Annotated in this window: 20 protein-coding genes; 7 read left to right on the forward strand and 13 right to left on the reverse strand. The window is 64.6% G+C overall.

From position 1 onward, the window contains the following. The first annotated feature begins 107 nt into the window (after positions 1 to 107). Both GGD62_RS35460 and GGD62_RS35465 read left to right on the forward strand, forming a co-directional pair. Positions 108 to 1,475, forward strand: coding sequence for a flippase (locus GGD62_RS35460; protein WP_409333980.1), 1,368 nt, complete (start codon positions 108 to 110; stop codon positions 1,473 to 1,475). Positions 1,476 to 1,674: 199 nt separating this feature from the next. Next, complete coding sequence (locus GGD62_RS35465) at positions 1,675 to 2,499, forward strand: sulfite exporter TauE/SafE family protein (RefSeq protein WP_018318736.1); 825 nt, start codon at positions 1,675 to 1,677, stop codon at positions 2,497 to 2,499. A gap of 138 nt (positions 2,500 to 2,637) precedes the next feature. Here the strand turns inward: GGD62_RS35465 and GGD62_RS35470 are convergent, their stop codons facing one another. From GGD62_RS35470 to cysG, 12 genes are all read right to left on the reverse strand, one after another. Next, positions 2,638 to 3,426 carry a 3-hydroxybutyrate dehydrogenase gene (locus tag GGD62_RS35470; RefSeq protein ID WP_018318737.1) on the reverse strand — a complete coding sequence of 263 codons (789 nt, stop codon included), beginning with the start codon at positions 3,424 to 3,426 and terminating at the stop codon, positions 2,638 to 2,640. A 2-nt stretch (positions 3,427 to 3,428) separates the two neighbouring features. Then, the gene (locus GGD62_RS35475) at positions 3,429 to 4,604 is read right to left on the reverse strand and encodes a patatin-like phospholipase family protein (protein ID WP_183713047.1); all 1,176 of its coding nucleotides are present in this window, start codon (positions 4,602 to 4,604) and stop codon (positions 3,429 to 3,431) included. 77 nt (positions 4,605 to 4,681) lie between these two features. Further along, a complete protein-coding gene (locus tag GGD62_RS35480) occupies positions 4,682 to 5,185 on the reverse strand; it encodes a CAP domain-containing protein (protein ID WP_018318739.1) in 504 nt (167 codons plus the stop codon). A 172-nt stretch (positions 5,186 to 5,357) separates the two neighbouring features. Then, the gene (locus GGD62_RS35485; protein ID WP_179738107.1) at positions 5,358 to 6,392 is read right to left on the reverse strand and encodes a sulfate/molybdate ABC transporter ATP-binding protein; all 1,035 of its coding nucleotides are present in this window, start codon (positions 6,390 to 6,392) and stop codon (positions 5,358 to 5,360) included. Next, positions 6,382 to 7,305: a sulfate ABC transporter permease subunit CysW gene (gene cysW, locus GGD62_RS35490; protein ID WP_183713050.1), complete on the reverse strand. Its 924-nt coding sequence runs from the start codon at positions 7,303 to 7,305 to the stop codon at positions 6,382 to 6,384. Before cysW ends, GGD62_RS35485 begins: the two co-directional genes overlap by 11 nt. 10 nt (positions 7,306 to 7,315) lie before the next feature. Continuing rightward, entirely contained in the window at positions 7,316 to 8,101 is a 786-nt protein-coding gene (gene cysT / locus GGD62_RS35495; RefSeq protein WP_049814902.1) for a sulfate ABC transporter permease subunit CysT, read from the reverse strand. Between the two features lie 88 nt (positions 8,102 to 8,189). Continuing rightward, a complete protein-coding gene (locus GGD62_RS35500; protein WP_183713053.1) occupies positions 8,190 to 9,191 on the reverse strand; it encodes a sulfate ABC transporter substrate-binding protein in 1,002 nt (333 codons plus the stop codon). Positions 9,192 to 9,311: 120 nt separating this feature from the next. Beyond that, positions 9,312 to 10,043: a phosphoadenylyl-sulfate reductase gene (locus GGD62_RS35505; protein WP_018318744.1), complete on the reverse strand. Its 732-nt coding sequence runs from the start codon at positions 10,041 to 10,043 to the stop codon at positions 9,312 to 9,314. Then, positions 10,040 to 10,555 (reverse strand): DUF934 domain-containing protein, encoded by a 516-nt coding sequence (locus GGD62_RS35510; protein WP_179738099.1) that lies wholly within the window; start codon positions 10,553 to 10,555, stop codon positions 10,040 to 10,042. The genes GGD62_RS35505 and GGD62_RS35510 overlap by 4 nt, the downstream gene beginning before the upstream one ends. Next, the gene (locus GGD62_RS35515; RefSeq protein ID WP_183231181.1) at positions 10,542 to 12,197 is read right to left on the reverse strand and encodes a nitrite/sulfite reductase; all 1,656 of its coding nucleotides are present in this window, start codon (positions 12,195 to 12,197) and stop codon (positions 10,542 to 10,544) included. The genes GGD62_RS35510 and GGD62_RS35515 overlap by 14 nt, the downstream gene beginning before the upstream one ends. 11 nt (positions 12,198 to 12,208) lie before the next feature. Next, positions 12,209 to 12,526 (reverse strand): DUF2849 domain-containing protein, encoded by a 318-nt coding sequence (locus tag GGD62_RS35520; protein ID WP_018318747.1) that lies wholly within the window; start codon positions 12,524 to 12,526, stop codon positions 12,209 to 12,211. After that, positions 12,523 to 13,947: a siroheme synthase CysG gene (gene cysG / locus GGD62_RS35525; RefSeq protein ID WP_183713056.1), complete on the reverse strand. Its 1,425-nt coding sequence runs from the start codon at positions 13,945 to 13,947 to the stop codon at positions 12,523 to 12,525. The genes GGD62_RS35520 and cysG overlap by 4 nt, the downstream gene beginning before the upstream one ends. 245 nt (positions 13,948 to 14,192) lie before the next feature. Here cysG and cysD point away from each other — a divergent pair, with 245 nt between their 5' ends. The 4 genes from cysD (at position 14,193) to GGD62_RS35545 (ending at position 19,715) form a co-directional block, all read left to right on the forward strand. Beyond that, entirely contained in the window at positions 14,193 to 14,987 is a 795-nt protein-coding gene (cysD, locus tag GGD62_RS35530) for a sulfate adenylyltransferase subunit CysD (protein ID WP_026202064.1), read from the forward strand. Positions 14,988 to 15,006: 19 nt separating this feature from the next. Beyond that, the gene (gene cysC / locus GGD62_RS35535) at positions 15,007 to 16,923 is read left to right on the forward strand and encodes an adenylyl-sulfate kinase (protein ID WP_183713059.1); all 1,917 of its coding nucleotides are present in this window, start codon (positions 15,007 to 15,009) and stop codon (positions 16,921 to 16,923) included. A gap of 293 nt (positions 16,924 to 17,216) precedes the next feature. Then, the gene (locus GGD62_RS35540; RefSeq protein ID WP_183713062.1) at positions 17,217 to 19,382 is read left to right on the forward strand and encodes a malate synthase G; all 2,166 of its coding nucleotides are present in this window, start codon (positions 17,217 to 17,219) and stop codon (positions 19,380 to 19,382) included. A gap of 132 nt (positions 19,383 to 19,514) precedes the next feature. Continuing rightward, complete coding sequence (locus tag GGD62_RS35545) at positions 19,515 to 19,715, forward strand: CsbD family protein (protein ID WP_008546815.1); 201 nt, start codon at positions 19,515 to 19,517, stop codon at positions 19,713 to 19,715. A 95-nt stretch (positions 19,716 to 19,810) separates the two neighbouring features. Here the strand turns inward: GGD62_RS35545 and GGD62_RS35550 are convergent, their stop codons facing one another. Beyond that, complete coding sequence (locus GGD62_RS35550; protein ID WP_007599832.1) at positions 19,811 to 19,966, reverse strand: Thivi_2564 family membrane protein; 156 nt, start codon at positions 19,964 to 19,966, stop codon at positions 19,811 to 19,813. A 267-nt stretch (positions 19,967 to 20,233) separates the two neighbouring features. On the opposite strand from GGD62_RS35550, the gene GGD62_RS35555 reads away from it, so the two are divergent. Continuing rightward, entirely contained in the window at positions 20,234 to 22,327 is a 2,094-nt protein-coding gene (locus GGD62_RS35555; RefSeq protein WP_183713065.1) for a methyl-accepting chemotaxis protein, read from the forward strand. Positions 22,328 to 22,457: the final 130 nt, after the last annotated feature.

The raw sequence follows: 22,457 nt of genomic DNA on the forward strand, positions 1-22,457 counted from the left end.
GACGACACCGAGTATGGAACGCCACCCAACCGAATCTTAACGAATGGTTGCTAAGCCCCAGGGCCACCGCAGCAAGCCTGCGGCATGCGGAAGACCGGGGACTTTTCGTGGCCGTGATGGATGCAGAACCCGCAACGACCGGACCGGCCGGGCTGATCGCGCGGCTGCGGGCCAGGCTGACGGGCGGCTCGAGCGAGGCATCGCTGACGCGGCGGCTGGCCGGCACCATCTTCATCATCCGCGTCATCAGTGCAGGCCTTGCCTATGTCTCACAGGTGCTGCTCGCACGTTGGATGGGAACGTCCGACTACGGCATCTACGTCTATGTCTGGACCTGGGTGCTGCTGCTCGGCAGCATGATGGATTTCGGCATCTCGGCCTCGGCGCAGAAGATCATTCCAGAGTATCGCGCCAGCGGCGAGCAGGCGTTGCTGCGCGGCTTTCTCTCCGGCAGCCGCTGGCTGACCTTTGCGGTGTCCGCGCTGGTCTCGCTCGCCCTCGCCGGCGTCGTCAGGCTGCTGTCGCCCTGGATCGACCCGGCCGAGGAGCTGCCGCTCTATATCGGCTGCATGACGCTGCCCGCTTTCGTCGTCGCCAACACCCAGGACGGCATCGCGCGCTCGCATGACTGGATGCAGCTCGGCCTGATGCCGCAATTCATCATCCGCCAGGGGCTGATCATCGGAATTACGGCTATCGCCTTTCTGCTCGGCTATCATCTCGGCGCCGTCGCCGCGATGGTTGCGAGCGCCGGTGCAGTGTGGATCGCGATGACCGGGCAGATGGTGTTGCTGAACCGCAAGCTCGCCGGCCATGTCGCGCCCGGCCCCAAGACCTATGACATCGGCGGCTGGCTCGCCGTCTCGCTGCCGATCCTGCTGGTCGAAAGCTTCTACCTGCTCTTGTCCTATACCGACGTGCTGGTGCTGCAGCAATTTCGCCCCTCCGACGAGGTCGGCGTCTACTTCGCGGTGGTGAAGACGCTGGCGCTGGTCTCGTTCATCCACTACGCGATGTCGGCGACGACGGCGCACCGCTTCGCCGAATACAACGCAAGCGGCGACAAGGCACGCCTGTCGGCCTATGTGACACATGCGATCAACTGGACGTTCTGGCCGTCGCTGGCGGCGACCATCGTGCTGCTCGCGCTCGGCAAGCCGCTACTCTGGCTGTTCGGGCCGCAATTCGTGGTCGGCTACGACATCATGTTCGTCGCGGCGATCGGGCTCGTGGTGCGCTCTGCGATCGGACCGGTCGAGCGGCTGCTCAACATGCTCGGCCAGCAGAAGATCTGTGCGCTCGCTTATGCATCGGCCTTCGTGATGAACCTCATGCTCTGCGTTGCACTGGTGCCGCGCTACGGCGGCCACGGCGCCGCGGCCGCGACCTCGATCTCGCTTACCTTCGAGACGGTGCTGCTGTTCTGGATCGTGCGGCAGCGGCTGGGGCTGCACGTGCTGGCGTTTGGTAAATAGGTACTACAGAGCGCCGCCATTGCTCGCTCCCCTTGGGGAACGAGTGTTTCGCGGCGCGCCTGGGAACAACCGGAAATACCTCTCCATTTCCGACGCGCAGTACAATTTTTCTTATTCTGCCCAAGCGGTTGCGCCCCAGGGAAAGTTTATTCTACGTCGTATTGCCCAACCGACGAGATCAACCTAAGATTCTCCAGACATGATCGATCCACTCTACGTCGCCTCCGGTTTCGGCGTCGGCCTGCTCGTCGGGATGACCGGCGTGGGCGGCGGTTCCTTGATGACGCCGCTGCTGATCCTGCTGTTCGGTGTTCATCCCTCCACCGCGGTCGGCACCGATCTGCTCTATGCCGCCGCCACCAAGGCCGGCGGCAGCGTGGTGCATGGCTGGTCGCGCAGCGTGCACTGGCCCGCGGTGCTGCGGCTCGCCTGCGGCAGCATTCCGGCGAGCGCAGTGACGCTGCTGGTGCTGTGGAAGCTCGACCTCAGAAGCGATTCCGAGCGCAGCCTGGTCAATCTGGTGCTGTGCTTCGCGCTGCTGCTCACCGCGACCTCGCTGATCTTCCGCAAATCCATCATGGAGCGTTATCGCGGCCGGCTCGAGCAGGTCGACGAGCGCACCACCGCGATTGCCACCGTTGTCACCGGCATCGTGCTCGGCGTGCTGGTGTCGATTTCGTCGGTGGGCGCCGGTGCGGTCGGCGTGACCGTGCTGCTGCTGCTCTACCCTCGCCTGCCCATGGCAACCATCGTCGGCTCCGACATCGCCCATGCGGTGCCGCTGACGCTGGTCGCCGGCATCGGGCACTGGGCGCTCGGCGACGTGGATTGGGCGCTGATGGGCGTGCTGCTGATGGGCTCGCTGCCCGGCATCATCGTCGGCAGTTACAGCGCGACGCGGGTGCCCGAGACGGTGCTGCGGCTGACGCTTGCCAGCGTGCTTTTCGTGGTCGCCGGCAAGATCATGTTTGCGGAATTGAACCTGTCGTCGGCGTTCGTGACGGCGCTGGCCTGGACGCATTGAGCGGGACGCGGCCGCCTGGTTCTCAGTCTCGTAGGGTGGGCAAAGGCGCAGTTGCGCCGTGCCCACCATTCAGAGGTGGTGGGCACGCTTTCGCTTTGCCCACCCTACGGCTTCTACGGCTCCTCGTTCCGAAGACCCCTACTCCGCCGTCCAGCCGCCGTCGATCGAGAGATTGGTGCCGGTGATCTGGGCGGCATCATCGCCGCACAGGAACAGCGCCAATGCCGCGACCTGCTCGGACGTCACGAACTCCTTGGTCGGCTGCGCATCGAGCAGGACGTCGTTGATGACCTGCTCACGCGTGAGATTGCGTGCCTTCATCGTGTCGGGGATCTGCCGCTCCACCAGCGGGGTCCAGACGTAGCCGGGGCTGATGCAGTTGCAGGTGATCTTGTGGGTCGCGACCTCCAGCGCCACGGTCTTGGTGAGACCGGCGATGCCGTGCTTGGCCGAGACGTAGGCCGACTTGAAGGGCGAGGCGACCAGGGAATGCGCGGAGGCCGTGTTGATGATGCGGCCCCAGCCCTTCTTCTTCATGCCTGGCACCGCTGCGCGGATGGCATGAAATGCCGAGGACAGGTTGATGGCGATGATCTGGTCCCACTTCTCGAGCGGGAACTCCTCGATCGGCGAGACAAACTGGATGCCGGCATTGTTGACGAGGATGTCGACCGAACCAAAAGTCTTCTCGCCGAGCGCGATCATGCCGGCGATCTCGGCCGGCTTGGTCATGTCGGCGGGCGAATAGATCGCCTTCACCTTGAAGTCCTGTTCGATCTTGGCGCGCTCCTTCTCGATATCCTCCGGGGAGCCGAAGCCGTTGATGACGACATTGGCGCCGGCGGCGGCGAAGGCACGTGCGTAGGCGAGCCCGATGCCGCTGGTGGATCCGGTCACGACGGCATTCTTGCCTGACAGACTACCCATAATCATTCGCTCCTTTTTGGCGGGGGTGCGGTGACGTCCCCCGTGAGATCGTAGGTCACCATGGTCTCGCCGGACTGCGGCCGCTCGAGCCAGTCCTTGTGGCGCATCGACAGATGCACGTCGCGCACGCCGCCTTCCCAATGCTCGACCATGGCGACGTGCGAGAAGTCGTAATCCTTGGACGAGGATTCGTAGTTCTTGCTGCGGTAGATCAGATGCACCACCGTGACCGTGCTCTCGCGCGACACCTTCGCCAGGAATTCGACGGACGGGTCGTTCTTCAGATAATCCGGCAATTTTCCGATCAGGTCGCGCACCGCCCTGCGGGCGTTGTGGATCTGCTTGTTCTTGTCGGTGTTCATCCGCGTGCGGCTGGAATAGCGGATGTCCTTCTCGCGCTCGGCGGCCTCCAGCAGCGAGGTCGGCAGATCGCCGCGCGCGGAAAACAGGTCGACCTGGAAGATCAGCATGTCGCGATCGACCTCGGCATCGAGCACGTAGTCGAGCGGCGTGTTGGAGGCGATACCGCCGTCCCAATAATGCTCGCCCTCGATCATCACGGAGGGAAAGCCGGGCGGCAGCGCACCGGAGGCCATGATGTGCTCGGGGCCGATGGTCTTGCCGAGCTTCCTGAACTGGTAATTGTCGAAATATTTGAAGTTGCCGGAGGTGACGCCGACCGCGCCGACCGACAGGCGCGTCTTCAAATCGTTGATGCGGTCGAAATCGACCAGACGCTCCAGCGTCTTCTTCAGCGGCGCGGTGTCGTAATAGCTCTCGGCCTGCGGGCTGCCGGGCGGCCAGAGCGGCGCCGGTGGAATCCGCGGCGTGAAGAAGCCGGGCACGCCGAAGGTCGCAATCAGCGCGGCACTGGTCGAATTGAACAGCTCGCGGCTGTGGTCGCTCTTGCCGATCGGTTTCCACGGCACCGGCGCGGAGACCATCTCCCAGAATTCCTTAAGGCGCTTGACGCGCGTCGGGCCCTCGTTGCCGGCGATGATGGCGGCGTTGACCGCACCGATCGAGATGCCGGCGACCCATTCCGGCTCGAAACCGTGGCCGCACAGCGCCTGATAGGCGCCGGCCTGATAGGAGCCAAGCGCGCCGCCGCCCTGAAGGACAAGGACGCGCTGCGCATTCGCGGGGATGCTGGCGGATTCCGGTCTATGATCGGTCATGGATGAACAATAGCAAAAGGCGAGCCACCGTGGCGCCCCTCCGCCGCGGCGTCAATGCATCCCGGATCAAGTCTGGCTTATCGGGGCTCGGTCGAGGCCAGGATCATGGTCCAGAACACCTTGTACTTGGTGCCCGGAGCATAGCTCGCCGCGATGCCCAGTTTTGTGACACCGCCCTTGAGCATGTTGGCGCGGTGGGGTGGCGAGTCGCGCCAGCCGGAAAACGCTTCCGCCAGCGTATGATAGCCGGCCGAGACGTTCTCGACGGCAACGGTGGCGGGATAGCCGCCGGTGGCCAGGCGCTTGGCCAGCGGCGCACGGACGTCGTGATCCATCTTGTTGGCGGCGGCCATGGCCTGGGACTGGGATTCGGCGAGCCGCATCAGATCGGGATCGATGACAACGGTGCCGAGGGCGTTGTTCTGGCGGTATTGCGAGATCATGATCGCGGCCGCCTGCGCATCGAGCTTGGAGCCCGGGACCGCCATATCGGCGTACATCGACGGCTGCTGGACCGGTGCCTCGTTGCCGGCACAGCCGGCAAGCAGCAAAGTGATGAGAATTGCGGCCGCAGCGCGCATGTAGGAGCCCCCGAATGAGGGGCCGTTGTTGCATACCAACCGTGGCTGAAAGGTGAATTTTGAAGAAAATCTGCTCGGTGTCATTCCGGGGCAGTGCGCGGCACTAAACTATGGTGCGCAATTGCGCACCTGAGGTCTGGTCCTTCGGACCATCCCGGAATGACGGGAATTTCTACCCCGCAAATATCCGGTAACGGCGCGGCTCGAGGCCGATGGTGTCCCCGGCGCGCAGTTCCTTGTCGCGGGGGGCGTCGATCTCGATGGTTTCGCCGCCTGACAATGCGACCTCGGCGCGCTGCACCGGACCGAAATTGCGGACGTGCTGAACCGCGCCCTCGAAGGCGCCGCTGCCGGGGGGCCCGACCAGCATGTCGTGTCGCCGCACGAACAGTTTTGACGCGCCAGGCGCAAGCCCGTCCGCCGCGAGCCGAAGCGGCCGGTCGCCGAGCCGGATCACCCCAGCTTCGACCTGGACCGGCAGCTCGATGGATTCACCGATGAAGCCGTGGACGAACGCGCTTGCCGGGCTTTCATAGACGTCATCGGGCGAACCGATCTGCTCGATCCTGCCCTTGTCCATGACGACGACGCGGTTGGCGACTTCGAGCGCTTCCTCCTGGTCGTGGGTGACGAAGATCGAGGTGACGTTGATCTCATGATGCAGCGAGCGCAGCCATCGGCGCAGCTCTTTCCGCACCTTGGCGTCTAGCGCGCCGAAGGGCTCGTCGAGCAGCAGGATTCGCGGCTCGATCGCGAGCGCGCGGGCGAGCGCAATGCGCTGGCGCTGGCCGCCGGAAAGCTGGCTCGGATAACGATCGGCGAGCCAGTCGAGCTGCACGAGATCGAGCAGCTCTTTCACCCGGGCACGGATCGCGGCCTCGTCCTTGCGGACCGCACGCGGCTGCACGCGCAGGCCGAAGGCGACGTTCTCGAACACGGTCATGTGGCGGAACAGCGCGTAGTGCTGGAATACGAAACCGACATGCCGCTCGCGCGCGCCCTGCGCCAGCGCGTCCTCGCCATTGAAGGTGACCTCGCCGGAATCAGGCCAGTCGAGGCCTGCGATGATCCGGAGCAAGGTGGTCTTGCCGGAGCCTGATGGACCGAGCAGCGCCAGCAATTCTCCATTGTCGACCTTGAGGTCGACGCCGTCGAGGGCGGCAAAACTGCCGAACTTCTTGACGAGATTTTTGACTTCAATGGTCACTGGCGTCGTGTCCTTCGTCGAGGTGACGTTCGAGAACCGTCTTTGCGATCAGCGTGATCAGCGCCAGCATCGCCAGCAGCGAGGCAATCGCGAAAGCGGCGACGAACTGGTATTCGTTGTAGAGGATCTCGACCAGCAGCGGCATCGTGTTGGTCTCGCCGCGGATATGGCCGGAGACGACGGAGACCGCGCCGAACTCACCCATCGCGCGCGCATTGCAGAGCAGGACGCCGTAGAGCACGCCCCATTTGATGTTGGGCAACGTGACGCGGAAGAAGGTCTGCAAGCCGGAGGCGCCGAGCGAAACCGCAGCCTCCTCCTCCTGCGTGCCCTGCTCCTGCATCAGGGGGATCAGCGCGCGCGCGACGAACGGGAAGGTCACGAAGGTGGTGGCGAGCGCGATGCCGGGCACGGCGAACAGGATCTGGATGTCGTGATCCCTAAGCCAGCTGCCGAAATAGCCCTGTGCGCCGAACAGCAGCACGAAGACAAGGCCGGAGATCACCGGGCTCACCGAGAACGGCAAATCGATCAGCGTGACCAGGAAGGTCTTGCCCGGGAAATCGAATTTTGCAATCGCCCAGGCGGCGACGAGACCGAAGACAAGGTTGAGGCCGACCGAGATCGCCGCGACGATCAACGTCAGCTTGATCGCAGCCAGCGCCTCCGGCTCGGCGAGCGCGGAGAGATAGGCGAGGATTCCCTTCGAGAACGCCTGCACGAACACCACCACCAGCGGCAGCACGACGAAGACGGAAAGAAAGATGATCGCCAGCGCGATGATGGTGATGCGCACCGCGCGCGGCTCGGTGCGGAGATTGTCTTGCGCCGCCGCCGCATGTGCCCGTGCCCTCGCACGTGCCTTGGCGTCGGGAGCCGAGAGCGACACGGAGTCTGCGATCTGCATCGTCATCGCATCCTCCTCAGCGCGCCGGAATCCGGCTCCGCGCCCAGCGCTGGAGCCGGTTGACGGCGAAAATGATGACGAAGGAGACGACGAGCATGACCACCGCGATGGCGGTCGCGTCGGCGTAGCGGAATTCGGACAGCCGGATCACGATCAAGAGCGGCGCGATCTCGGAGACATTCGGCAGATTGCCGGCAATGAAGATCACCGAGCCGTATTCACCGACCGCGCGGGCAAAGGCGAGCGCGAGTCCGGTGAGCAGCGCCGGCGCCAGCGAAGGCAGGATCACGCGGATGATGGTCTGCCAGCGGCTGGCGCCCAGGCTTCCCGCGGCTTCCTCGATCTCGGGGTCGAGATCCTGCAGCACCGGCTGCACCGTGCGCACCACGAAGGGAATGCCGATGAAGATCATGGCGACGAAGATGCCGACCGGCGTGAAGGCCACCTTGATGCCGAGCGCCGCGAGCGGTGCCCCGAGCCAGCCCTTCTCGGCGAACAGCGCAGTCAGCGCGACGCCGGCGACCGCCGTCGGCAGCGCGAAGGGCACGTCGACGATGGCGTCGAACAGCCGCCGGCCGGGGAAGCGGTAGCGCACCAGCGCCCAGACGATGATGCTGCCCATGACGAGGTTGACGCAGGCCGCCGCGAACGCAAGGCCGAAGGAAACCCTGAGGGCATTCAGGGTGCGGCGGCTGGAGAGGATGCTCCAGAATTGCTCGGGGCTGAGCTCGAGCGATTTCAGGAACAGCCCGGCGAGCGGAATCAGGATGATGATCGACAGCCAGGAAAGCGTCAGTCCCATGGTGAGACCGAAGCCCGGCAATGTCCGGCGTCGTGCTGCGAGTGCGCTCACCAGGCCCCCTGCTAAAGCCCATTAAGACAGCGCCAGATCAGTTCTTATAGATCTGGTCAAAGATGCCGCCGTCGGCAAAATGTTCCTTCTGCGCCTTGGTCCAACCACCGAAAACGTCGTCGATCGTGAATAGTTCGACCTTTGCGAAGGCATTTTCGTATTTTTTGGCAATGTCGGCATCGCGCGGGCGGTAGAAGTTGCGCGCGGCGATCTCCTGCCCCTCCCTGGTGTACCAGTACTGGAGGTAGGCATCGGCGGCGTTGCGGGTGCCTTTTTTATCGGCAACCTTGTCGACGATCGCGACCGGCGGCTCGGCGAGGATGGATTGCGGCGGCGCCACGATCTCGAATTTCTCCCGGCCGAATTCCTTCAGGGCGAGAAACGCCTCGTTCTCCCAGGCCAGCAGCACGTCGCCGACGCCGCGCTCGACGAAGGTCACGGTGGCGCCGCGCGCGCCGGTATCGAGCACCGGCACCTGCTGGTAGAGCTTCCCGATGAAGTCCTTGGCCTTGTCGGCGGAGCCGGATTTCTTCTGCGCAAAGCCCCAGGCCGCCAGATAATTCCAGCGCGCGCCGCCCGACGTCTTCGGGTTCGGCGTGATCACGGCAACGCCCGGCTTGATCAGATCGTCCCAATCCTTGATCGCCTTGGGATTACCCTTGCGCACCAGGAACACGATGGTGGAGGTGTAGGGTGACGCATTCTGCGGCAACCGCTTCTGCCAGTCCGTCGCCGTGAGGCCCTTGCCGGCGATCGCGTCGATGTCGTAGGCGAGCGCGAGCGTCACCACATCGGCCTGCAATCCGTCGATCACCGCGCGCGCCTGCGAACCGCTACCACCATGCGACTGCTTGACCTCGACGCTCTTGCCGGTTTCCTTCTGATAGGCGTTCGCGAACGCCTTGTTGAATTCGGCATAAAGCTCGCGCGTCGGATCATACGACACGTTGAGCAGATTGATGTCGGCAGCGAGAGCCGCGCTTGCCACAAAAACCGTCGCGAGAAGTCCTGCAGCGAGCGGAACGATACGGCGCATCATGTCCATCTCCATTCACTTCGACGACATCGGTGTCAGCGAAGGCAGGCGAAACTCGCGGCGAAACGCGCTTAAGTCAACGAAACCGGATTTTCTTGTTCGCAGCGTGGCAGCGTGGCTGTGCTACGAAGTCTTCATCGTGTGGATGCCGCATTCTGTCTTGGCCCGGCCGCGCCAGCGACCAGCACGTTCATCCTCACCCTCGGCCGTTCTGCTCGTGCAAGGCATACACCCAACCGACAGGAAACCGGAGGCGGCGAGTGGATGACGCGGCAATTTGGCGCGGACGAAGATGGCCTCCAGTTCCTCGCGCGAGACGTTGGCGAAGGGGTTGAACTTCAACCGCTCGCCATCGTCTTCAACCACCGGAATGTCGGCGCGCGCATTGCCCTGGAAGCGCTTGCGGCCGTTGAGCCAGGCCGAGAACGGCTTCAATGCCCGCGCCAGCGGCTCGACTTTACGAATGCGGCAGCAGGCGTCGGGATCGGAGAACCAGAGATCGCGATCGGGATCGTCACGCGACAATGTTTCTTCGGCCGGCTTGATCGAGCGGACGTCCTTCAGGCCAAGCGTCGCGATCAGCGTATCGCGATAGGCCAGCGTCTCCTCGAACAGCCAGCCGGTATCGAGGAAGACCACGGGAATCGCGGGGTCGACGTCCGCCATGACCTTCAGCAGCGTCGCCGATTCCGTGCCGAACGACGACACCAGCGCGAGCTTTTCGCGCCCGACCGTCTTCAGCGCCGCGGCGACGATCTCCGCGGGCGAGGCATCGCGCAACGCGCGATCGAGTTCGTCCGCAGACGGCAGCGCAGAGGCGGACGTCGGCGAAACCTGAGGCGCGATCGCGTTCACGTGCCGACGCCCTCGGAATGGCGCAGCTGCATGCGCCGGTGCAAGGCCGTGATGCGGCCATCGCCGGTCGGCTGGTAGAACACCGAATAGCGCTTGGCGGTCTGCATGAAGGCTTCCGCGTCGGCCTGCTTCTTGACGTCGAAGGAATCGAAGCCGGCCCGCAGCATGAACACGAACTGGTCGCGCAGCACCTGGCCGGTGGCGCGCAATTCGCCGCGGTAATTGTAGCGCTCGCGCAGCAGGCGGGCCTGGCTGTAGGCGCGGCCGTCGCGGAAGGTCGGGAACACCAGCGCGACGACGGCGATCTTGCCGAGATAGGGGACCAGTTCGGCGATGTCGCGGTTGTTCGGCCAGATCACGCCGACCTTGCCGGCGCGTTTGAGCAGCGCGTCGGCCTCGCCGATGAAGCGCTCGGCCGGCACCAGGATGTCGCCGCCCTCGGGCAGCGGCGTGTCGACGGCCAGCTTGACGAAACTGTCGCCCGTGATCTTTCCGCCGTTAACGAGTGGCATAAACGCGCTCCTTGAAGGGTTCGACGCCGAGGCGTTTCACGGTGTCCATGAACAGCTCTTCGGGCCGCTCGCGCAGCGCCAGATAGGCTTCCACGATGTCCTCGACGACGTCGGCGACCTCGTCGAACTTGACGCCCGGTCCGATCAGGTTCCCGAGCGCAGCGTTTTCGTCGGCACGGCCGCCAATGGTGATCTGGTAGACCTCCTCGCCGTTCTTCTCGACGCCGAGAATGCCGATATGGCCGACATGGTGATGGCCGCAGGCGTTGATGCAGCCTGAGATGTTGATGTGGAGCCGGCCGATCAGGTTGGCGAGCTCGTGGTTGGCGAAGCGCCGCGTCAGCTCCTGCGCGATCGGGATCGAGCGCGCATTCGCCAGCGAGCAATAGTCGAGACCCGGGCAGGCGATGATGTCGGTGATCAGATTGACGTTCGGCGTCGCGAGGCCAAGCTTGTCGAGCGCCTTCCATAGCGCCGGCAGGTCACGCTTGGCGACGTGCGGCAGCGCCAGGTTCTGCTCGTGGCCGACGCGGATTTCGCCGAAGGAATATCTGTCGGCGAGATCGGCCAGCGCATCCATCTGCTCCGCCGTGGCATCGCCCGGAGGCGCGCCGATCGGCTTCAGCGAAATCGTGACGATGGCATAGCCCTGGTTCTTGTGCGGAGAGACCGAGTTCTTGCGCCACGCTTCGAAGTCGGGATCGGCCGCCGCCTGCCGAAGCTCGTCCGGCATGTGCGGCAGCTTTTCGTAAGGAGGATAGGAGAAGCGCGAACGGATGTCCTCGATCACCTCGTCGTCGATCTGGAGCGAGGAGTTGCGGATGTGCTGCCACTCCTCCTCGACCTCGCGGGAGAACTTCTCGATGCCGAGCTCATGGACCAAGATCTTGATGCGCGCCTTGTAGATGTTGTCGCGACGGCCATACTGATTGTAGACGCGCAGGATCGCCTCGATATAGCTCAGGATATCGCGGCCGTGCACGAAGTGCTTGATGGTCTTGGCGATGAACGGCGTGCGGCCGAGACCGCCGCCGACCAGCACCTCGAAGCCGGTCTCGCCCTTCTCGTTCTTGATCAGGCGGAGGCCGATGTCGTGGATCTTGATCGCGGCGCGGTCGTGGTCCGACGCGGTGATCGCGATCTTGAACTTGCGCGGCAGGAACGAGAATTCGGGATGCAGCGTGGTGTGCTGGCGGATCAGCTCCGACCAGATGCGGGGATCCTCGATCTCACCCGGCGCGACGCCGGCCCACTGGTCCGAGGTGACGTTGCGCATGTTGTTGCCGGAGGTCTGCATCGCATGGATGCCGACCTTGGCGAGATCTTCCAGCGCGTCCGGCAATTCGGCGAGCTTGATCCAGTTGAACTGGATGTTCTGCCGCGTGGTGAAATGGCCATAGCCGCGGTCATATTTGCGCGCGACATGGGCGAGCGCCCGCAGCTGGTTCGTCGCCAGCGTGCCATAGGGGATCGCGACGCGGAACATATAGGCGTGCAGTTGCAGATAGACGCCGTTCTGCAGGCGCAGAATCTTGAACTCGTCCTCGGTGAGCTCGCCGGAGAGGCGCCGCTTCACCTGGTCGCGGAACTCCGAGACGCGCTCGTTGACGAGCGTGCGATCGATTTCGTCGTAAGCATACATAAGAAAGCGCCTTAAACCTGGGCCGACTGTCCGATGGTCACACCGGTGCGGCGGATCTGTTCGCGCAGATTGCCGGGTTCGATCTTGCCATCCGCGCCGACCTGCACCGGGGCGATATAGGGACCGATCGCGCCGACGTCATCGGCGACGGACTCCGCAAGCAACGCCTTGGCCTCGTCGGAGTTGCGCACGATCGCAGCTTCCGACAGGTCCGCAGACCAGCTCTTGGCGGCGGTGCGATAAACCACGATGCCGTCCCAGGTCCGGTTGGCGGTCACGATCGAGGGGCCGGCGATCTTGATCTTCTTCTGTTCAAGCGGCGAGGTCATTCGGCTGCATCCAATAGGTCAGAGATGATTTGCTTTGGGGTTTCGCGGCGAAGGGAACCGGCATGCCGGACCACCTCGCCGATGATGAGAATGGCGGGACCGCCGCTGACCCGCCGCACCAGCTCGGGAAGGTCGCGCAGCGTGCCGATCGCGCCTTGCGCATCGGGACGGCTCACGCGCGCGAACACGCCGACCGGCGTCTCCGGCGAACGGCGGGCGGCGAACAGGCCGGCGCGCACTGCGGGCGCGGCGGTCATGCCCATGTAGACCACGACGGTCATTTTGGTGTCGGTCAGCGTCGACCAGTCCACGACTTCCGCATCGCGCGCCTTGTGCGCGGTGAGGAAGGTGATGCGGGTCGCTTCATGACGATAAGTGAGCGGCACCTCGAAATCGGCGGCGCCGCCGAGCCCCGCGGTGATGCCGGGGATGATCGAATAGGCGACACCTGCCGCGCGCAGCGCTTCGACCTCTTCGCCGCCACGGCCGAACACGAAGGGATCGCCGCCCTTCAGCCGCACCACCCGCTGGCCGGCTTGCGCCGCTTCGATCATGCGCTTGTTGATGGCGTCCTGGCCGATGCCGGGCTTGCCGACGCGGCGGCCGACCGGAACGCGCGTGGTGTCGCGGCGGATGCGGTCGAGAATTTCGCCCGAGACCAGCTCGTCATGGAAGACGATGTCCGCGTCCTGCAATGCGCGCAGCGCCTTGATGGTGAGAAGATCGGGATCGCCGGGACCGGCGCCGACCAGCGCGACCGAGCCTTCCGGCTTGTCGGCACGCGCGAATTCGGAGGGATCGGCAATTGCTTTGAGCGCAGCATCCGCCTCGCTCCTACGGCCGCCGAGCACGGCGGCGCCGATCGGGCCGTCGATGACGTGCTCCCAGAACCGGCGGCGCAGCGAAAACTCGGTGATGCGCTCGTTGATGGACTTGCGAAAGCCGCCGATGAACTCGGCGAGCTCGCCGATACGCGCCGGCAGCAGCGCCTCGATCTTCTCCCGCACGCGCCGTGCCACGACGGGCGAAGTGCCGCCGGTACCGACCGCGACCACGACATCGCCGCGATCGACGATCGCGGGAAAGATGAAGCTGGAATGTTCGAGATCGTCCATGACGTTGACGGGCAGGCCGAGCGCCTTGGCGCGAACCGACATCGCCACGCCGACATCACCCGCGCCTGCGCAGACGACGGCGATGACTCCCGAGAGATCGGCAGTGAGCGGATCGCCCGACGCGATCTCGATACGCGCCGCATCCCCGGAGTTCAGGCCCAGCTCATGATTGCCGTCGATCGCATGCACGCGGACGCGCGCACCGGCGGCAGAGAGCACGCGCAGCTTGGCACGCAAAAGCTCACCCGCACCGATGAGGATCACCGGACCGGCCTTGAGATCGAGAAACACCGGCAAGAACCGCATGCGATACTCGCTTCCCCCACATCCGGGGTTGACTGGAATTATTTTCTATATATGTGTCGTTTCGAGCGCGCAAAGAGAAAATTTTTTCTTCTCTTCCGCACCGCAACTATAGAATTTTCGCCTCCAAACGCAAAGTGGCAGAGATGCATCTTCTCAAGGACGATTCCGCAGCGAGCGGACTGAGCAGCGCGGCCCCGGCCGAGCGCGCACGCACGCAAGAATTTTCTGCTGACCTTGCCCCCAGCATGGACCATCTCGACCAGCTCGAGGCGCAGAGCATCTACATCTTCCGCGAGGCGTTCGCCCGGCTGAAGAAGATCGCGCTGCTGTGGTCGCTCGGGAAGGACTCCAACGTCATGATCTGGCTGGCGCGGAAGGCGTTCTTCGGCCGCGTGCCGTTCCCGGCGCTGCATGTCGACACCGGCAAGAAGTTTCCGGAGATGTACCGCTTTCGAGATCACTACGGCAAAGAGTGGGATCTCGATCTGCGCGTCGAGCCCTGCCCGCCCATCGATGCCGTCGATCCGACGCTGCCGCCGGCCGCCCGCTCCGCGGCACGCAAGACCGAAGGCCTCAAGATGGCGCTCGGCAAATTCGGCTTTGACGGCCTGATCGCCGGCATCCGCCGCGACGAGGAGGCTACGCGCGCCAAGGAGCGTGTGTTCTCGCCGCGCGGGCTCGAAGGCAATTGGGACGTGCGCGACCAGCCGCCGGAGTTCTGGGACCATTTCAACGCCTCGCCGCCGCAGGGCGCCCATTTGCGCATCCACCCGATCCTGCATTGGACCGAGGCCGACATCTGGGCCTACACCAAGCGCGAGAACATCCCGATCATCCCGCTGTATCTCGCCAAGGACGGCAAGCGCTATCGCTCGCTGGGCGATCAGGACATCACCAATCCGGTCGCATCGACCGCGTCCAACATCGACGAGATCCTGATCGAGCTCGAGCAGACCAAGGTGCCGGAGCGCGCCGGCCGCGCGCTCGACCACGAGACCGAGGACGCCTTCGAGCGCCTGCGCGTCGCCGGCTATCTCTGATCAAGAACGCGAGCGCGATATGAACATGATCGTCACCCCGGCTTCGCCCGCCACCCCGAACGGCACCACCCGTCCGCAGGTCCGCATCGTCATCGTCGGCCATGTCGACCACGGCAAATCGACGCTGGTCGGCCGCCTCTTGCACGAGACCGGCAGCCTGCCCGACGGCAAGCTTGAGATGCTGAAGGCCGTCAGTGCGCGGCGCGGCATGCCGTTCGAATGGTCGTTTCTGCTCGATGCGCTGCAGACCGAGCGCGACCAGGGCATCACCATCGACACCACGCAGATCCGCTTCCGCACCAATTCGCGCGACATCGTTCTGATCGACGCGCCCGGCCACGCCGAATTCCTGCGCAACATGATCACCGGCGCCTCCCAGGCGGACGGCGCGGTGCTGATCATCGACGCGCTCGAAGGCGTGCGCGACCAGACACGGCGGCACGGCTATCTCCTGCATCTGCTCGGCGTGAAGCAGGTCGCGATCGTCGTCAACAAGATGGACCGCGTCGACTTCTCCGCAGAGCGTTTCAAGGAGATCAGCGACGAGATCTCCGCGCATCTGAACGGCCTCGGCGTAAAGCCCACGGCCGTGATCCCGATCTCCGCGCGCGACGGCGACGGCGTTGCGATGCGCACCGACCGTATCTCCTGGTACAGGGGCCCGACGGTTGTCGAGGCGCTCGACGCCCTCGAACCGGCGCGGCCGCTGGAAGCGCTGGCGCTGCGGCTGCCGGTGCAGGCGATCTACAAGTTCGACGACCGCCGCATCGTGGCGGGCCGTATCGAGTCCGGCAGCCTCATTGCCGGCGACGAGATCGTGATCATGCCGGCCGGCAAGATCGCGAAGATCAAGACGGTCGAGAGCTGGCCGGCGACGCCGGTTGCGGGACGGCAGGGCGCGGGCCGCTCGGTCGGCATCACGCTCGACCGCGAATTGTTCATCGAGCGCGGCGACATCGTCGCGCATGCCGGCAGCGCCCCGCGCGAGACGCGCCGGCTGCGTGCGCGTATCTTCTGGCTGCACGACAAGCCGCTCGCCAAGGGCGACCAGCTGCTGGTTCGCTGCGGGCCGAAGGAAAGCCGCGCCACCGTCGTGGCGATCGAGAAGGCGGTCGATCCCGGCGAGCTCTCGAGCAGCGAGAACAAGGCGATCGGACGCAACCATGTCGGGGAGATCGACATCTCGCTGTCGAATCCGATCGCCACCGATCCCTACACCGAGAATCCGCGCACCGGCCGTCTCGTGATCGAAGTCTCCGGGCGCATCGCCGGCGGCGGTCTCGTGCTGTCGGTCGATGCCGGCCAGCGCGCCGTGCCCGTCGACATCGTGCCGGTGGAATCCGCACTTCGTCCCGACGAGCGCTCCGCGCGCTATCAGCACAACGGCGCCGTGGTCTGGCTCACCGGCTTGCCGGCGTCGGGCAAGTCGACGCTCGCCAAGGCGCTGGAGCGGCGGCTGTTCACCAATGGCGGCTCGCCGATCCTGCTCGACGGCGACACGCTGCGCGCCGGGCTCAACAGCGATCTCGGCTTCTCCACTGCTGATCGCAGCGAGAACATCCGCCGCCTTGCCGAAGTCGCAACGCATCTCGCACGTAACGGCCATATCGCCATCGTCGCCGCGGTCTCGCCCGCGCGCGAGGACCGCGCCGCGGCGCGCCGCATCGCCGACACCGCGTTCCGCGAGATCCATGTCGCGACGCCGGCAGAGGTCTGCGAGGATCGCGATCCCAAGGGGCACTACAAGAAGGCTCGCGCCGGCGCGCTGGCGTCGTTCACCGGCATCGGTAACGACTACGAAGCGCCGCAGGCGGCCGAGCTCGTCATCGACACCTCGACCCGAACAGTCGCCGAGGCGGCAGACGAGATCGAGCAGATGCTGAAGACAACGGGCGTGCTGTTCGACGAGGCCGTGGACCTCGCCGCGAATATTTGAGGCTATCCTAGCCCCCGCTGTCGTCGCCCGGCTTGGCCGGGCGACCCAGTATTCCAGAGACAGCGATGGATGCGGAGAAGCCGCGGCGTACTGGATTCCCCGCTTTCGCGGGGAATGACAGTGGTGAGCGCCTCCCCACCTCCTCTTGACATTTTGACAAACCCTTGGGGGTCTTCTCACCGCCCTGGTTTTGGGGCTAATAGGGCCCCGAAAGCCGCCCCCCTATGGGCGCATTTTGCTGCTGTCGGGTCAAAAGCAGCCAAAAACAGCCATTTCCAACAAGAAAGCCCATCATGAAACGCGTCGACGCCCACGGATTGAAGATCGCTCCCGTCCTGTTTGATTTCATCGCCAAGGAAGCGGCCCCGAAAACGGGGATCGCGCCGGATGCGTTCTGGGCCGGGCTTGCCGCCATCATCAGGGATCTGGGGCCGAAGAACCGTGCGCTGCTGGCGGTGCGTGACACGTTGCAGGCCAAGATCGACGACTGGCACCGTGCCAACAAGGGCAAGGCGTTCGACCTCAACGCCTATACCGCCTTCCTGAAGGAGATCGGCTATCTCGTTCCGGAGCCGGCGACGCAGAAGGTCGAGACCGCCAATGTCGACGAGGAAATCGGCAAGATCTGCGGCCCGCAGCTCGTCGTGCCCCTCACCAATGCGCGCTATGCACTCAACGCGGCGAACGCACGCTGGGGCTCGCTTTATGACGCCTTCTACGGCACCGACGCGATCCCGCATGACGCTGCCGAGAGCGGCAAAGGCTACAACAAAGCGCGCGGCGACAAGGTGATCGCCAAGGCCAAGGCGTTCCTCGACGCCGCCGTGCCGCTCGCAACCGGCAGCCATACCGACGTCACCGCCTACAGCGTCGTCGCGGGCCAGCTCGCGGTGAAGCTGAAGAGCGGCAATGCCACCGCACTGAAGAACGCGGCGCAATTCGCGGGCTTTCAGGGCGATGCGGCTGCGCCCTCGGCCGTGCTGCTCGCCAACAACGGCCTGCATGTCGAGGTCAAGATCGACCGCAGCAGCGCGATCGGCAAGGACGATCCCGCCGGCGTCGCCGACATGATCATGGAGGCCGCGGTCTCCACCATTCTGGACATGGAAGACTCGGTCGCCGCGGTCGATGCCGAGGACAAGGTGCTGGTCTACCGCAACACGCTCGGCCTGATGAACGGCACGCTGTCGGCTGACTTCGAAAAGGGCGGCAAGACGCTGACGCGTTCGCTCAACGCAGACCGCGTCTACAAGACGCCGGACGGCAAGGGCGAAGTGAAGCTGCACGGCCGCAGCCTGCTGTTGATGCGCAATTGCGGTCACCACATGTTCACCGACGCGGTGCTGGACGAGAAGGGCGAGGAGATTCCGGAAGGCCTTCTGGACGCCGCCGTCTCCGGCCTGCTCGCCATCCACGACCTCAAGGGCAATTCGAAGGTCAAGAACAGCCGCACCGGATCTGCCTATATCGTCAAGCCGAAGATGCACGGCCCGGACGAGGTGTCGCTGACCTGCGAGATCTTCGATCGCGTCGAGAAGATGCTGTCGCTGCCCGAGAACACGCTCAAGGTCGGCATCATGGACGAGGAGCGCCGCACCACCGTCAATCTCAAGGCTTGCATCCAGCGCGCCTCCAAGCGCATCATGTTCATCAACACCGGCTTCCTCGACCGCACCGGCGACGAGATCCACACCTCGATGGAAGCGGGCCCGATGATCCGCAAGAACGAGATGAAGGCGCAGGCCTGGATCAAGGCCTATGAGGACTGGAACGTCGACATGGGCCTGACCTGTGGCCTGCCCGGCCATGCCCAGATCGGCAAGGGAATGTGGGCCGCCCCCGACAAGATGGCGGACATGCTGGCGCAGAAGCTTGGCCATCCGCAGGCCGGCGCCACCACCGCCTGGGTGCCCTCGCCGACTGCGGCGACGCTGCACGCGCTGCACTACCACCAGGTCAACGTGATCGCTCGCCAGGACGAGCTCACTAAAGGCGGACCGCGCGCAAAGCTTTCGGACATCCTCACCATTCCGGTGTCGAAATCGAACTGGGCGCCCGATGACGTCAAGCAGGAGATCGACAACAACTGCCAGGGCATCCTCGGCTATGTCGTGCGCTGGATCGACCAGGGCGTCGGCTGCTCCAAGGTGCCCGACATCCACGACGTCGGCCTGATGGAAGACCGCGCCACCTTGCGCATCTCCAGCCAGCATCTCGCCAACTGGCTGCACCAGGGCGTGATCACCGAGGCGCAGGTGATGGAATCGCTCAAGCGCATGGCGGTCGTGGTCGACAAGCAGAACGCTGGCGACGCCATCTACAAGCCGATGGCGCCCGCCTTCGACGGCGTCGCCTTCAAGGCCGCCTGCGACCTCATCTTCAAGGGCCGCGAGCAGCCGAACGGCTACACCGAATACATTCTTACCGCGCGCCGCCGCGAGGCCAAGGCGAACGGCTGAGCGAAAGTCACAGAAACGTCAAAAGCCCCGGCGCGAACCGGGGCTTTTTTGTTGGGCGAAACGTCGCGGCGCGGCGCGGAACAGGCTGCGCGGCGCTCGCGTTGTCGTGCCATCAACCATTGGGAGATGGTCATGGACTGGAATCGGATCGAAGGAAACTGGAAGCAGTTCAAGGGATCGGCCAAGGAGAAGTGGGGCAAGCTCACCGACGACGACCTCCAATTGATTGAGGGACGCCGCGAGCAGCTCGAGGGCCGGCTTCAGGAACGTTACGGCAAGGCCAAGGACCAGGTTCGTCAGGATGTCGACGACTGGCTCAAGTCGCTGCACTAAAGCGGCACGAACGAAGCCCCGGCGAAAGCCGGGGCTTTTTTGTCTAGGAGCGGCAGCCCGGATGTCGCTTCGCTCATCCGGGCTATGATCCCTTGCTAGAACACCGCGAGATATTTCAGCAGCGAGACGATGCCGATGATGATGACGACCACGCGCGCGATCTGCTTGGCGCGGCCGTCCATCGGCAGCATGTTGATGAGATAAAGGACGAGAATAACGACGAGAAAAGTGACGAGCACGCCCACCAGCATCGCGAGACCCCCTTCAGGCAAATTGCGACCACCATCCTAACGCCTGTCTCCCGCACCGGTTCCATCGCGGCAACCCACTGCAACTTCTAGTAAATACGTACTTCTACGATCGGACGGCCTGCCTAAAATTTTACCCTTTTGCATTCAGATCGGAGGACCGTTTGCTCTGAGCCGCAAACGGCATGCGATTGCCGATCTGCCGCGCCCCCGTTTGTCGATGTTGCCGGGCGTCTTCTTGAGTTTTGCAATGGGAATTGGGGGACTTCGATGCTGAATCGTCTGACCGTATCCGCGCTGCTGAAGGCGGTGATCGCGATCACGTCGGCCTGCGTGGTGCTCGCGCTCTCGCTCACTGCCTATGAATCCTGGGATCGCCTCAAGACCGCCAACCGCATCTCGAAGACCGCCGACGCATCCGCCGATCTGTTCAAGGCGATGCACAGCCTGCGCACCGACCGCTCGACCACGACGCGGCTCCTCAACTCGGCCGAACCGATGGATGCCGAGATCGAAAAATATCTGCGCGCGATCCGGGACACCGAGATGCCCGCAATGGCACGCGCGCTGGAGCTGCTGCCGGTCATGGACTTCCCGCAATCGGCCACGCTGGTGCCGGAGCTCGCGCGCCTCCACAAGCTGCTGACCGAAGAGCAGAAACAGTTCTGGGCGGATATGGCCAAGCCCAGGGATCAGCGTCGTGCCGGTCTGCCGAAGGAATATATGGAGACGACGGGCGGCCTGCTCGAAACGCTCGACAAGCTGTCGAACGTCCTGGCCGCCACCGTCAATCACCAGGACCCCGTGATCGACCAATTGCTGTCGATCAAGCAGAACGCCTGGCTGCTCCGCAACACCGCGGGCGAAGCGTCGCTGGTCGTCTCGACCGGTCTTGCCGCCGGCAAGATCACACCGGAAGCCCGCAACAGCTACACCCAGCATGTCGGCGGCACGTCGGCGATGTGGAAGGCGCTGGAATTGTCGACCTCGGGCATGCAGTTGCCGCCCGCGCTCGTCTCCGCCATGGCCGCGGCCAAGACCGCCTATTTCGAGCCGCAATACCTGACCCTGCGGGACCGCCTCGCTGACACGCTGGTCAAGGGCGAGAAGGCCGAGATGACCGCCAACCAATGGAGCCCGCTCACGGTCGGCCGCCTTTCCAGCGCTGTCACCGTGGCGGAAGCCGCCCTCGACGCCGCCAAGGTCCATACGCTGGAGCAGCGCGGCGCTGCGCAGCGCGCGCTGATCGTGCAGCTCGGATTGCTGGCGCTCGCCATCGGCCTTGCCGTCGGCGCTGTCATGCTCGTGAGCCGCCGCGTGATCTATCCCCTGAACACCATCCGCGACGCCATGTTGAAGGTCGCCGGCGGCGACCTTGCCGTCGACAGCGGCTATCTCGATCGCCAGGACGAGATCGGCTCACTGGCTGGCGCGCTGGAGACCTTCAAGCAGCAGGCCACCGACAAGCTCAAGATCGAAGAGCAGGAACGCGAGCGCAATACGGGCGCTGCCGCACGCCAGCGCGCCGTCGAGGCCTATGTCGGCGAGTTCGAGGGCGCAGTGCGCAAGACGCTGGGCGAATTGAGCGAAGCCTCCGGCGAGATGCGCAAGACCTCGGGCGACCTCTCTGCCGTGTCGCGCCAGACCAACGACCGCGTGCAGGTCGCCGGCAAGGCCTCCAACGACGCCTCCATGAGCGTCGACAGCGTCGCCGCCGCCGCCGAGGAGCTCTCGGCCTCAATCAACGACATCAGCCAGCAGGCCGCCCATGCCGCAGGCATCGCCAGCCGCGCCGTCACGCAGGCGCGCGAGACCGACAGCACCGTTCAGGGGCTGGCGCAATCGGCGGGGCGCATCGGCGAGGTGGTCGGCCTCATCAACACCATCGCGGCGCAGACCAATTTGCTCGCGCTCAACGCCACCATCGAAGCGGCGCGCGCCGGCGAAGCCGGCCGCGGATTTGCCGTGGTCGCCTCCGAAGTGAAGTCGCTGGCAAGCCAGACCGCCAAGGCGACCGAGGAGATCTCCGAGCAGATCGCCGACATCCAGAAGGTCGCCGGCGACGCCATCAACGCGATCCAGACCATCGGCGGCATCATCGGCGAAGTGAACGAAGTGGCGACCGCCATTGCCGCCGCCGTGCAGGAGCAGGGTGCGGCGACGCAGGAGATCACACGCAGCACGCAATTCGCGGCGCAGGGCACCAAGAACGTCTCGGACAACATCACCGGCGTCAAAGCCGATGCGGACGCTGCCGCCGCAGCCGCCGACAATGTGAAGCAGGCCTCCGAGATGCTGGAGAGCCAGAGCCGCCAGCTCGGCCATCAGGTCAGCGACTTCCTCGGCAAGATCCGCGCGGCGTAACATTGGTTAGATAGAAGCTGCCCCTACACCTCCGGTATCATCCCTGCGAACGCGGGGATCCATAACCACAGGGAGTAGTTTGGCGAAGACTCGTGGTTGCCTTCGCTTGTCCGGGATGACAGCGGAGATT

This window comes from Bradyrhizobium sp. ERR14, from assembly GCF_014198235.1.
Taxonomy (GTDB): Bacteria; Pseudomonadota; Alphaproteobacteria; order Rhizobiales; family Xanthobacteraceae; genus Bradyrhizobium.